Raw genomic sequence first — 12,828 nt, 5'->3', positions numbered from 1 at the left:
AGAGGTTATTCTCCTCGTAGGTCTCGATGATCTTTTGTCGCAAGTCTAAAGAATAGGGCTTCATCGGGTCGTGGCTCCTGCCTAGGTCTATAATTTATTGTCCTCTTCTATTGTACCTCATGCAAGTGCATACCGCTATATAATAAGATTTATATATCTGCTTTCACCAAAGGCTCGTTTGAACTGAAATCCACGCCAAAAGACCGATAGAATAAATACTATCAGAATCGGAACAAGTGCAGGCTGTATAAGTCCAAACCCTGCTTCATTAAATGACAGGCTAATAAAAGGCAAAAGATAGATGGAAAATCTAATAAGCCAGATTTCTAACAATTTAGTTTTATTTCGCATATTTCATAGACAGTGACAACTGGAACTTTTAAATTAGTTTTAACAGACTTTGTACTATCCATCTAGGGCTTAAGGGTTACTTTATTCTCAATAATCCCTGCTTCCTACTGTGACTAATTACAGGCAATTTAATTAACCAACCAGTTCAAGACCCGATTCAGGCGAGTAATCTTCAAGCAATCATCCAGAAAGAACCGGGTAATCGATCTTCATTATAAGCATTAATGTTGTCCAGAAACACAGAATTTTTATAATCAGATACCATAGACAATGATGCCAAAACTTCAAATTTTTTATTAAATTGTAGAAAAGTCTCTAAAAAGTATTGCTCGTTCCAGTATCGTGATTCTTTGAGATTCCATTCGATGGGATAATCATAGGGAAAAAATATATCGTGAATATGAACTAATACTCCTGTTTGTAAACGGGGATAAACTTGAAGAAATTCAAACTCCACATCACTGCCAGACTTAAACACATGACTAGAATCCACAAACAGAATATCATTGGTTTGCAGGGATTCAAAAACAGACAATTCTATGGACTCTACCTTCTGGGTAAGCAAACTAAATTCTACAAAATCTTTACTAACATTAGCAAAGTCTTTTAAAAAATCTTGAGGATAAGGCTCGATCGAGATCAGTTGTGATTTTTGGTAATTTTCTATAAAATTCATTCTTAAAGCTGCGGCGATAATTTTAGTGCTACCACCTGAGCCAATTTCAATTATCCGAGACGGCTTTTTTTCTCTGACCATAGCATAAAGTACTTCTGCATCGCCACTAATGAGAGCAGAACTATCTTCGGAATAACCAAATGCTGAAAAAATTTCTTTATTGTTAAATTCTAAAGCATATTTTTCTAGTAAATACTTAACCAGTTCAGTTTGCTTGTCTAGATGCCATTCAATTGAGCTAAGAGGCCTTTCTTTGCCCGCGTATGTCATAATTTCCTGACGGTTGGGTATCGGCTGGTAAAAATGGTCAGTAATTAGGGTATAGCCGATATTTCTTAAGAGGGGATTGAAGATTTTTCTGGCTGGGGCAAATTTAATATTTTTTCTACCCTGCTCGGTTTGCCTACGGTTAAGTAATTTATTCAACATTGTCAACCTTTACACTACTAATATTTACTGTCATGTTTTTTCGTCAAAGCCAACTGGGAACTGGCATCCTTGATCAAACTATTACTAGCTGGTTGTTTCCTATTAAATCTTGACAAAATACTGCTGCGGCAGCCTGTCACCCATAATGGGCAATTTAATTAACCGACCAGTTCAAGACCAGATTCAATGGGCATATTGGGTACATCTTACCTGATGATCGACTTCTTGTAAAGGTAATTAGTCAGTGCAATAATAACCGTTAATTGAGAATGGACAAAAACCTGACAGGGACTCTATTATAGAGTCCGCCCCAGTAAGCCAGTCGCGGAGGAGAGCCGGAGCTGCGGAGCCAGGGGAAACAATCCATAACTGGGATTTTCAAGTTGGATTGGGAGTTAATCATACTATCAAAAACGGATTTGGTATGAATTGATCATAAAACTGAACTTCCCCCGTATAAATATACTAGCTATGGCTCAAAGTCTTACAGAGCCTGAGTTAAAGCAATGTAATACTAATAAGCTACTGGGTACAAACTCCTGAAATCCTTACGCAGACAGGGTTTGAGGCAAAATTTTTCAAATTTGACCCTTCGACCATTATAGCTTGTTTCCGGGCAGAAAACCATCAAAAACATGGCTACAGAGGGAATCGCTGACTCTAGAGATTAATGACACCATCTGTTACAATAAGGTTAGCGATCACTATACAGCCAACTCTACGGAATCGCTTTACTCTAGATACAGTCAACGGTACAGCCATTTTCAAAGGGAAAATGTACCCAGTAGCGTCTTTTCAATTTTTTCTGAGAAGCTCCAGGCAGTAAGGGTTTTGTTAATTTTTTAGTATTTCTGTATGGGGGAAGTCCAGATAAAAATACTATCAACAATGGATTTGGCATTATCATCCCTACCCGAGCTTATTACTCATTTTCTGGCTGAATTGTTTGGGCTAATCCTTGCTCTAAAGTAAAGGGAGGTTGCCAATTCAGGTTTTTTTGAATATGGCTATAGTCAAGACAAAAATTGACTTAATTAGTTAAATTATGCCTTGGGAGCGCATTAATTCTATCTCTTGTTGTAGTCCGGCTTCTAGAGTACGAGGAGTAAACCCTAAATCCCTTTTAGCTTCTTCGTGGGAATAAGCTTTGTCTTCTTGTAATCGCAAGATTTGTTCTCGTCGCACGGGGGATTTTTTACCTAATGTTTTTTCTAGTAGGGTAGCTGACCAGATGCCAAAGTTCAAGGGAAAGGACAGGGGACGCACCGATTGGCCTAATAATTGTTCTATCAATAAAATTAACTGACGGAAGGAAACAATACTACCGCCGGAAAGATCGTAAGCACCTTTTATATCAGGACATTCCCAGACTTTTAACAACATCTGGGCAATGTCATCAGCGTGAACTGGTTGTAACAGGTTATCACCAGAGCCAAAAATGGGAAAGAATCCGTAGCGGTGACAGAATTTAATCAATTTGTGTAGGTTTTTATCCTTATGAGTGCCATAAATCATTGTCGGTCTCAGCAGACAATAAGAAGCAGGATAGTCTTGTAAATAATTTTCTGCTTGTTTATACTCGGCAGAATATTCATTATATTTTGAATATACTCCCGTGGTTCCAATAATAATTAATCGGGGAGTTTGTTGGAATTTTTTTAGACTATTAAGTATAGTTGGTACTTGTCGAAGTTGGACGAGATGGATGATGGTTTCAAAACTATTTTCCCTAAAAATTCCTTCCCAGGTTTCTGAGATAGAGCTATCTCCAAAATCGTAGGTTAAATTCAGTCCTAGACTATCTAACATACTGCGATCGCTAGTGGGTCGAATTAAACAATGTATTTCTATTTCAGGCTTAGTAGATGCCAAATGTTGCATGAAAAAACCACCGGGCAATCCCGTAGCACCTGTGATTAATATTTTATTCTCGATCATCATTTTTTCTCCTTTCCGCTAAAACTTGCTCATAAACCTGAAAGGTTTTTTCAAACATCTTCTCAAAAGTATATTCTGTTTCGTAGCGTTTGCGTCCTGCCGCTCCCATTTTAGCTCTGAATTGTTGATCAAGAACTAATTGTAATAGTCTCTGGTGTAACGTGTTAACGTCTCCCCTCGCTACGGCGTATCCGGTTATTCCTTCCACAATTGCTTCCGATGCTCCACCCACATCTGATACAATTACTGGTAATCCCGCTCTCATGGCTTCGATTGTAGTGCGAGGAAACCCTTCCCAATTAGATATTAAAGTAAATACTTGGGCTTGAGCTAAGACTTCAGCTACATTATTACGAAAACCTAAAAAGTTAACTCTGTCGATAATTTTTAGCTCCTTGGCTAAGGTTTTAATTTTTTCTAAATCCGGACCGTCTCCGACTAAATCTAAATGGGCTTCGGGAACATTTTGAAAGGCTTTCAGTAAGGTTACATGGTCTTTTTGCTGATCAAATCTTGCCACCATGACAACACGAACAGGGTTAGCATTACTAGGATTAGCTCTCAATTCTGCGGGTAGATCTGGCATCCCATTATGAATGGTCAATAATCGCTGCGGTTGCATACCAGTTTTTATTCCAATTAATCGATCTTGTTCCGAAACACAGATAATTTTATTAGCTAAAGGTTCTGTGATTGTTTCTAACCACTGATAGATAGTTCGACTCGGCTCTGGTACACCTCCTGTAAAAGCCCAACCATGGACGGTAAAAATGCAAGGAGTCTTGCTTTTTCTGGCCGCTAATCGTCCTAAAATTCCCGCTTTACTAGAGTGAGTGCTGATAATATCTGGTTGGAATTCTGCAATAATTTGTTTGATAAAATTCAAGGTTTGCCAGTCTTTAATTAAGTTAATTTTTTTACCAAAGTGTTGACAAGATACATTTGTTATGTTGCGGCTCGTCAGATCGTCATTATAAATGCCTTTTATTCCAGTAACAACTAAGACTTGATGGTGAGAATCTTGCAAAAATCTCGCTAAATCCCGTACATGAACCTGTGCGCCTGCAACGGTATCTGCTCTAGTAATAACAAAAAGTATTTTCATTTCATGTATGGTTTCGATTCTTGATTTATGGATAATTTTAGAAAAACAGTTTTAGGTTTTTAAAACTTGATTAGCTTTTTGCAATAGCTGCAACATTTTAGGGGCGGTTATTTGAATATTATACTTATCTTCGACAAGTTTTCTGCCAGCCCATCCCATGCTTTCTCTTAAATCTCGATCATGTTTCAGGTTTTGAAAAGCTTGCAGCCATTCAGCTTGACTACTAGCTTGAAAGCCGTTGATCCCCTCCTTAATAATCTCTGCGTTCACCCCCACTGGTGAACCAATAACTGCTCGAGTAGATGCCATATATTGGATTAGTTTAAATCCGCATTTTCCTCGCTCAAATGGTGTATTGGTAAGGGGCATAATCCCCACATCAAATTGTTGCATCTCTTTCACCTCGGTTGCCTCGGACCAGGGCTTAATTTCTAAAGGGATATCCTCTAGATTTATCTCTTTGGCACCGATAGCAACGACTTTGGCACCACCATCTCGACAAATTTCTTTTAAAACAGGATAAAGTTCTTGTATATAATCGACAAACTTCAATGGACTTCCTATCCAGCCGATGGTAAAGACTTCATTTTGAGGAGCTTTTGATAAGGGATAGCGATCAAGATCGACGACGGTGGGTAATATTTCTACCCATTTAGCTCCTGCTTGTGTTGCTCGGTTAGCTAAGTAATCATTTCCCGCAATCACTAAGCGAGCATTCTGCATTACTCGATCGATTTTCTGTGCCAATAGCCATCTAACTATAGGAGCAGAATGTTGATCGTAACGGTGGAATACTGCGTCATCATAATCAACTACATAAGGTGTTCTTCCTCTGAGAAACAGTAATTCTAGCCAAGCTGGTAGCCAAGGTAATGCTTCCTTTTCCAACCAGATTAAATCGTATTTTTGAGATTTCAACAGCAGCGAAATTCTCTGTTGATAAGCAGATAATAATCTCGATAAAGGGTATTTTTTCCCTAAGTAGCGAGTTCTAAGATAATCATTATCTAATAAGGGAGCGGTCTCAAACTCTATTCCCTCTTTTTTCAAATAAGGCAAATATTGGTAAGTACGATAGCGGCTACTAGCACCTAAAGTATCGTAGCGACTGAATAACAAAATTTTCATCACTGTTGAGGATTTAATTAGATTATTTTCTTGTATAAACTGGAGAATTGAAGATATTCTCTAGGTATGGCGAAGATGATTAGCTCCTTTATATCTCTCAATAATCATTTGATCAGAAACTACTTTCTCAGGAGATTTTTTTCCTAAGAAATATGTACAAGAAGCTCCATCGAGAGCCTGAGGATTATTTTTGAATAGATAGTCAAAATATTTAAGCCAAGAAAACACTAATCTCACCATTGCTTTAGTTAATAATCTTGAGGTATTATTGCCAGCAAAACATAAAGCGAAATGTTCGATAGACCAGACTAAAACTGTTCCAGGTCCAGCAACTAAACCACTGGAAATTTCTGAAAAATAGTTAAACAAACGCCGATGACCAGAAAGGGTATATCTGGTAAAATCATAGGCCCCTTCATGAACCTGCTGCATAAAGGGAATTTCTGAATAAATTACCCCGCCATCTTTGAGAACTCTGTGCATTTCACTAACGACTTTTTCGGGGTAGAGAACGTGTTCTAAAACTGCTGTAGTAATAATACCATGAAAAACTTGGTCTTGAAAAGGAAGATCGTGAGCATCACAGAATAAATCGACATCTGCATTAACATCAACATCGGAATATATCAATTTGATATTGCTATATTCTGACATTAACCTATCCAAATCTCTTTTCTGATTTCCTCCACCCACAACCAAAACATAGGCTAGGGTAAACTTTTCTAAAGTCTGAGCAAAATTTTGAATCCTCTCAATATAGATTAAGTTAATCGATGGACTAGGGACAATTTTTGAGAATATATTTTTTTCTTTTGGACTATGATTAGTCACCGTATTAGTATAAAAAGAGGGAGAAAAAATTTCATTATCTTCTCGAATGAATACTGGTTTATTATTGACAATAGCAAATTCAGAATTACAGTTTTTGCAAATAATCTGATGATCATCAAAAGTTAATTGACTACTTTGACACTTAGGGCATTGACTCAACGTCTGGATAAATTGTTGCATTTTCTTACTCCGATCGATTAACTAAAAGTCTGCTTTTTCTCAAGAAACAAAGTTACACTGGCAATATACTTAAGAAAAAATATAGATAAAAACTCCAAGATAAATGAGCTATAATGGTTGGTATAGATTGATTTTGTTGTTCGTTTCATTTTTTTATCTAGGTATAGTTGATAAAGTTCCCTCGTATATCTAAAAGATGTCCTTAAATTAGATATTTTGCCCATATTTAAAATCTCTTGGTAGCTAATATAGTTAGTAAAATAATGTAAATAATCCGTATGTTTTTCAGTCCAATCTTCCAAGGATATGCCCGATTCTTTAGTCTGACGATGAAAAGTTCCTAAACCTAAAGTGCTTAAAAATTTAATGTTATCAAACAAAAAATCAAAGTTTTTAACCTTATGGACTAAAGGTAAATGAATATGCCATTCCCAGAGAACGTTGGACAAGGGAAATAGATGTACAGAATATCCATTCATTGTTAATGTTCTAGATATCTCAAGAAAAAAAAGTAGATGATTCTTGACGTGTTCCACCACTTGGTTAGAAATAATTACATCAAAAAAATTATCTGGATATTGCCACTTTTCATCATCATAAATTAAAGTTAGTCTTTCATGCCAATCTATCTCAGAAAAATTCTTTGATAGATTTTCAATTGTTTCATCCATAAACCCCTTTTTTTGAACACCATGATTAACCACGTCTAAACCATAGACTTTCCAATTAATATTTGGCTGTACACAGGGAAGATTTTTTGTCAAGTATGCAATCAATTGTCCGTTACCACACCCAACATCTAGAATTTTGACTTCTTGATCAGTTGAATGTCTGTAAGATTCAGTATTGATTATACTTAATAAATGCTGATAATTAGTAGGATTTTCTACATTCTTCATAGACAGTTTCTAACCCGTTTGACTTGTTAATTACTTAAATGCGTTCATGCAAATATCGCTCGAATAAAAAGGATTATTTGCAGTCTTTTAAAATTCTTTTCAAGGTTTTGTAATCCGTATGTAAATGGATATTATTTTTAACAACTAAACCTCGTACAGCCCCCCAAATCCAAGATAAAATCAGCCCAGACAAACCAAAATTATCATAAATAACTCTAGCGTACTCCTGCTTACAATTCGCTAATTTTGACTTATCTTGATAGGAACTGCTGGCACCACCAAGTCTAAAAAAAGCAATTGTAGATTTGTCTTTGATTGACGATGCACTCATCTTATAAATCTTTTGATTAAGGTCGAAATCAGCATATATTTTATATTTGGTGTTGAACGGAAGTTGAGCAAGTAGGTTTTTCTTAATGAATAGTCCTTGCGGACATAAAGTATTTTTGAACACAATCAATGGATTATATCTACTGATCCGTAGCTGACCGTTATCCATAATTACATTGCCGTGAATTATGTCCGTATTGTTTAAACTTGCTTTTTGAATAGATTGGCTAGGTATATTTAACAATATATCATCGCTCCCCAGGTAGTAAATGTAATCTCCTTGACTCAATTTCCAGCCTTTATTCATCGCATCATATATACCTTCGTCAGGTTCGCTCAACCAATAATCTATCTGATCATTATACTTACGAATAATATCAATTGTGCTGTCCGTAGAACCTCCGTCTATAATAATATACTCAACATTATTGTAAGACTGGCTAATGACACTCTGAATTGCTTGCTCTAAGTGCTTTTCTCCATTAAAAACTACCGTTATAATAGTAACCAAAGGAACTGCAAATTTTTCCGATAACTCACTTGTCTCCGTGTAGGAGTGCTTGAAATATCCCTTTGTTCTTAATCCTCCTTCTCCCCTGCGTTCTGGATTTGGTGGCAAAAATAAATGAGATTGCACTTTTGCAGAAGGATCGTTAATAATAGCAGGTCTCTCCATAGTTACTCGGCGAGTTGTAGAGAAGTTAGCATCTAGCTCGATAGTTTTTTTCTCTTGCAATGGTGGTTTTATTGTCATATCTTATCTTGATACTGGCAAGCTAAAAGCTTTGTAATCTTGATTACAAACTAGCTCAGTTTGTAATTAGCCCTATAGAACTAGAAAGATTATTGCTGCTCTCTCATACTTGCCAAAATACTATTAAACTAGCCTAGGGGTTATATCAGCTAATATGATTAGCTAAAAAAATTAACTTCAAGACCTAGAGGAAGTGTACCTGATCATGAACTTATTGTCAAGAAAATTTTTAACCAGCCAATAAGTAGTCGTGCAAAATTAATTTCCTAGTCGAGACAGGAGACAGGAGACTCCGAGACAGGAGACGGGGGACTCCGAGACAGCTATCAGGGATCAGATTTGAATTTTTAGTTCACTGTTTACTGGTCACAGCAAAAAGCTTTTGGCTGACGGGTGACGGCGTGGATGTGTAATTAATTTTGCTTAGGTACTTACTAGAAAGCCAACGGCTCTCCCGATATAATGGAGAAAAATGTTGGAATATCTTCCATTTAGCCTCCTGGACAGTCATTATAGACAATTACTCCAGCCCCGAATTAATTCAACGGGATGATTAGACCTCGACCTAATATTATCTCAAGACTAAAAGTTATTCTAGTCAGGGAACACACCCAAATAAAAATCATTTTAATTGCTTCATATTTTTTCAGTGAAATTGAATTAGCGACGATAGATATACATTTCAGCCATCGAACTATTTAGTTAGTACATAAGCTAAAGGCAGGCTGTGATTGGGTTATAATTTTTGGAGATGTCTATTGATTACTAGCCGGTCAACATCTAGATTTATTCTGGCAAATCCCCAAAACGCTCTCGATAGCGTTGGAGCAATGCTTCTAAATCCTCAGCCCGCATTCTTTCCTGTTGGGCCCGCATTCTTTCTTGTTGGGCCCGCATTCTTTCCTGTTCAGTTAGCTCTGACTCCGTGGGCAGTAAATCGCCAGCAAAAGTCGCCCAACGCAGCCAAACTGCCTCGACTCCCTTATACTCCCCTTGCCAGCGTACCAAAGCCAACCCTAGCCTTTGACTGAAAAATCTTTCTCCCGTCTCTAGAGATAATGGCTCGTAGTTGCCGTCTCTGAGGATAAAACCTGCCCAGTCTTCAGGATTGAAGGGATCGTACCAGAAATATTCTGGCACTCGCAAACGGTCTTGATAGACCGCTTTCTTTTCAGTTTTATCCTGTGGGGCAGTACTTTCGGAAAGGAGTTCGATAACCACATCGGGAGCTTTCCCCTCTTCCCAAACCACCCAACTTTTTCTTTCCGCTTTGGGAACCCCCAGGACAGCAAAGAAATCGGGGCCGCGAAATTCCTCGGTTTTTAACTGTGCGGCACTGAAATAAACGAACATATTGCCGCCTACATAGCCATCTTCCCTAGCAGCTAACCAGGGTAACAAGGCATCTATGAGGATATCCATCTGGAGTTTATGTCGTTGGGTTTCCATGGGAACGCCGTCATCGCAGGGCAATTCATCTTGGGTGGGCAGTGAAAGTCGAGAAGGGGAAATAGTTGAAGTCATCGGAGCTAGGCTGGTGATTGGACTTAAGGAGCTTTTTCCTCTAGCATTGGGGAGAATATCTAGCCGCTAGAATTGAGATGGGGGCAAAATGTTATGGCAATTATAGCCTTCTTCTAGGAAATTAGAGTTTTTTAAGCACATATTATAGGCTTGAGCTGCCTTCAATTTTTGGTACAGCAAAGGACTCCTTTCTCTACAAGACTGTTGTAGTCCCTGAAACTCGGCTTCACCCTTTTTCAGATAGGCATCGACAAGCTCTCGATTGGCCAGATAGAAAGCGATTGCGCCATAAACCTGTTCGAGGGAAAGGAGTGGGAAATTTTGGGCAATGCTTTCGGGGGATTCTCCGTTCAAGAAAGAATAGACAACTGAATCAAGGGAGATACGAGTTCCTTCAATCCAATATTCTTCTTCTCGTTGCTCGATGTACTGCTTTGTTGGGATGGGGGCTAATTTCATAGGAGTAATGTTGCTGTTTAGCTAAAAGGATAAGAAATCGCACTACCAAGTAGGAATATCATTGCTATGACTAAGGTATAGATTTTTGGCGATGTCTATTGCTCTTGCTCAAGATATCGCTATATAACTCTAAATATTTTTCTGCCTGTAACTCCCAAGTAAATTGCTGCTCCACTTTTTGCCTTGCCCGAATGCACAATTGGTTATACCTTTCTGTATCTTCTAATACCCAATTAATTCCCCGTGCCAAGTCTTCCACCTCGAAGGGTTTGGCCAGATAACCATTCTCTTGATGTTCGATCATATCAGGCATTCCACCAATTTTAAAAGCAACAGAGGGAGTTCCACAGGCGAGAGCTTCCATGACTGTGTTAGGAAGATTATCCTCAAGGGAGGGAGCGACGAAAATATCGGCGGCGGCATAGACTAAAGCTAGGGAAATATCATCATTTAATCTGCCTAAATAATGGGTTTTCAGTCCAAAATCAGGCGGATTAACCGGTTCAGAAGCACCGAAGACCACTAACTCTAATTTATGCTGCCATATTTCCCCCTGACTGAGTTTTTTTATAGCAGGTAGCAGCAGATGAAACCCTTTTCGGTTATCGCTTGTTGCCGTCATAGCACCAAAGAGAATAAGCTGTTTATCTTGGGGTAATCCTAAGAGATGGCGGGCAATGTTTTTCTCGATTGGTTGATACCTTTGAATATCTAAGCCATTGGCAATTACTTCTATCCGTAAATCCTGAAATAGAGAACTATTTCTAGCACAATCTGCTAACCATTGACTGGGGGTAACAATAGTCAGATTTAGATTTTTCCAAGCTTGAGATTTTCGCCACCAAACCCAACGAGAAATATCCCCATCTTGCTGACTTTTTAATTGAGGACAATGACCACAGGATTGGGTATAGCGATCACATTCTCCACTATAGTGACAACCACCAGTAAAAGGCCACATATCGTGAGCCGTCCAAACAAGAGGTTGCTTAAATTTGGCTAGGGTTTCAATTTGTAAAAACCCGGCATTAATCCAGTGTAAGTTAATAATATCTGGACTAATTTGGGCTACTCTAGAAACAAGGCGATCGGGAAGCCATTGGATAGAATAAGGTGTTCTCTCTCTTTGAGAATATAATGACAAGGGCAAGTGATCAACAGCAGGTATTAGCTTTGTCCAACCCTTCATTAATTTATTTGCTGGCGATAAAACAGTATAGTCATCAGTCGTTTTATCATTAACTAGCATAGTCGCTGCTACACTGATCCGATGTAACCCTTTATGCAGACGATGAGCGGCTATAAAAGCCCCTCCTTGACCATCAGAATTACTTAGTAAACATACTTTCATAATTTAAATAACATCTTTTCTATTTGTAATAGTCTTCCAGTGTGTTTATCAGCAAAGTTCGGAATAATCGTATATAGCTCGTAGCCAAGTTGTCTCATAAACTCTAGCATATCTTCAAAGAGCATTTGCTGGTCATATAGTGGCACTAAAGACATTTCTATTTGTATCCCTTTAACTAAAGGAAGAATCTGAAAAGAACCTTCAATAACTTGCTTTTCAAATCCCTGCACATCGATCTTCAAAAATATTGATTGAGTACCCTCTCTAATGTAGTCTTTAGCTAAAGTATCTAGCCGTCTTAATTGTACTATTTCGGAACCACAATAAACTGATTCAGGAGCAGCTTGGACATGAGCATCTAACATCGATAATACGGAGCTACTTTGAATATTCCCAGCAATATTAATGGTAATTTCACCTTCTTGATCTCCTAAAGCAGAGCGAGGAGCAATTTCCCACAAGTTATCTTTCTTGCTAAGAGTCAGTAATTGTGAGTAAGCACTGGATAAAGGTTCAAAGGATACTATTTTACCTTCATAACCACAGTCTCGCAGAAAACTAGCATACTGTCCACAGTTAGCACCCACATCAAAAATTAGCTCTATCTGATGATATTCCAGTAACATTTCCATCAGGGCTACTTGTGAAGTATTAAGATTATATCTCTTGACTTCAACCCCTAGTTTTCTGAACAGGTTTTTCAGGAATTTTTTAACCATTGATTGTAATTCGGGCTCTTCGGTTTGTGTTATGCAATGGACGGGGGTTATAAGGGATGGAACCCTTATAGAGAAAGGCATTTAGCGATTTTTGTCAATTGTTTTTTATCTAGAGCGAACTAATCAATTAAGTCTCTTGCCAGATAAGGATTTA

The 12,828-nt window shown here is 38.0% G+C and carries 11 protein-coding genes; all 11 read right to left on the bottom strand.

The window, feature by feature from the left end:
- Positions 1-523: 523 nt before the first annotated feature.
- The 11 genes from O9290_RS02995 to O9290_RS02945 all read right to left on the bottom strand — a co-directional run bounded on the left by O9290_RS02995 (position 524) and on the right by O9290_RS02945 (position 12,674).
- A complete protein-coding gene (locus tag O9290_RS02995; RefSeq protein ID WP_288058427.1) occupies positions 524-1,456 on the bottom strand; it encodes a class I SAM-dependent methyltransferase in 933 nt (310 codons plus the stop codon).
- A gap of 1,038 nt (positions 1,457-2,494) precedes the next feature.
- Positions 2,495-3,397 carry an NAD-dependent epimerase/dehydratase family protein gene (locus tag O9290_RS02990; RefSeq protein WP_288086695.1) on the bottom strand — a complete coding sequence of 301 codons (903 nt, stop codon included), beginning with the start codon at positions 3,395-3,397 and terminating at the stop codon, positions 2,495-2,497.
- Positions 3,381-4,499, bottom strand: coding sequence for a glycosyltransferase family 4 protein (locus tag O9290_RS02985; RefSeq protein WP_288058423.1), 1,119 nt, complete (start codon positions 4,497-4,499; stop codon positions 3,381-3,383). The genes O9290_RS02990 and O9290_RS02985 overlap by 17 nt, the downstream gene beginning before the upstream one ends.
- A 51-nt stretch (positions 4,500-4,550) precedes the next feature.
- Positions 4,551-5,627, bottom strand: a complete 1,077-nt coding sequence (locus O9290_RS02980; protein ID WP_288058422.1) for a glycosyltransferase family 4 protein — start codon at positions 5,625-5,627, stop codon at positions 4,551-4,553.
- A gap of 60 nt (positions 5,628-5,687) precedes the next feature.
- On the bottom strand, positions 5,688-6,638 hold the full coding sequence (locus O9290_RS02975; RefSeq protein WP_288058421.1) for a methyltransferase domain-containing protein: 951 nt from the start codon (positions 6,636-6,638) through the stop codon (positions 5,688-5,690).
- Between the two features lie 17 nt (positions 6,639-6,655).
- The gene (locus O9290_RS02970) at positions 6,656-7,537 is read right to left on the bottom strand and encodes a class I SAM-dependent methyltransferase (protein ID WP_288058420.1); all 882 of its coding nucleotides are present in this window, start codon (positions 7,535-7,537) and stop codon (positions 6,656-6,658) included.
- 73 nt (positions 7,538-7,610) lie between these two features.
- Entirely contained in the window at positions 7,611-8,621 is a 1,011-nt protein-coding gene (locus O9290_RS02965) for a glycosyltransferase family 2 protein (RefSeq protein ID WP_288058419.1), read from the bottom strand.
- Positions 8,622-9,407: 786 nt separating this feature from the next.
- The gene (locus O9290_RS02960) at positions 9,408-10,145 is read right to left on the bottom strand and encodes a Uma2 family endonuclease (protein ID WP_288058418.1); all 738 of its coding nucleotides are present in this window, start codon (positions 10,143-10,145) and stop codon (positions 9,408-9,410) included.
- A gap of 66 nt (positions 10,146-10,211) precedes the next feature.
- Complete coding sequence (locus O9290_RS02955) at positions 10,212-10,604, bottom strand: DUF433 domain-containing protein (RefSeq protein ID WP_288058417.1); 393 nt, start codon at positions 10,602-10,604, stop codon at positions 10,212-10,214.
- 70 nt (positions 10,605-10,674) lie between these two features.
- Positions 10,675-11,955, bottom strand: coding sequence for a glycosyltransferase family 4 protein (locus tag O9290_RS02950; RefSeq protein ID WP_288058416.1), 1,281 nt, complete (start codon positions 11,953-11,955; stop codon positions 10,675-10,677).
- Positions 11,952-12,674, bottom strand: a complete 723-nt coding sequence (locus tag O9290_RS02945) for an FkbM family methyltransferase (RefSeq protein ID WP_288058410.1) — start codon at positions 12,672-12,674, stop codon at positions 11,952-11,954. Before O9290_RS02945 ends, O9290_RS02950 begins: the two co-directional genes overlap by 4 nt.
- Positions 12,675-12,828 lie beyond the last annotated feature (154 nt).

Source organism: Microcystis sp. LE19-41.2A, assembly GCF_027530405.1.
GTDB lineage: Bacteria > Cyanobacteriota > Cyanobacteriia > Cyanobacteriales > Microcystaceae > Microcystis > Microcystis aeruginosa.
This window is presented reverse-complemented; position numbering and strand designations above follow the sequence as displayed.

Coding starts and splice junctions, on each gene's coding strand:
- O9290_RS02995 (WP_288058427.1), bottom strand. CDS start 1,456: ATGTTGAATAAATTACTTAACCGTAGGCAAACCGAGCAGGGTAGAAAA.
- O9290_RS02990 (WP_288086695.1), bottom strand. CDS start 3,397: ATGATGATCGAGAATAAAATATTAATCACAGGTGCTACGGGATTGCCC.
- O9290_RS02985 (WP_288058423.1), bottom strand. CDS start 4,499: ATGAAAATACTTTTTGTTATTACTAGAGCAGATACCGTTGCAGGCGCA.
- O9290_RS02980 (WP_288058422.1), bottom strand. CDS start 5,627: ATGAAAATTTTGTTATTCAGTCGCTACGATACTTTAGGTGCTAGTAGC.
- O9290_RS02975 (WP_288058421.1), bottom strand. CDS start 6,638: ATGCAACAATTTATCCAGACGTTGAGTCAATGCCCTAAGTGTCAAAGT.
- O9290_RS02970 (WP_288058420.1), bottom strand. CDS start 7,537: ATGAAGAATGTAGAAAATCCTACTAATTATCAGCATTTATTAAGTATA.
- O9290_RS02965 (WP_288058419.1), bottom strand. CDS start 8,621: ATGACAATAAAACCACCATTGCAAGAGAAAAAAACTATCGAGCTAGAT.
- O9290_RS02960 (WP_288058418.1), bottom strand. CDS start 10,145: ATGACTTCAACTATTTCCCCTTCTCGACTTTCACTGCCCACCCAAGAT.
- O9290_RS02955 (WP_288058417.1), bottom strand. CDS start 10,604: ATGAAATTAGCCCCCATCCCAACAAAGCAGTACATCGAGCAACGAGAA.
- O9290_RS02950 (WP_288058416.1), bottom strand. CDS start 11,955: ATGAAAGTATGTTTACTAAGTAATTCTGATGGTCAAGGAGGGGCTTTT.
- O9290_RS02945 (WP_288058410.1), bottom strand. CDS start 12,674: ATGGTTAAAAAATTCCTGAAAAACCTGTTCAGAAAACTAGGGGTTGAA.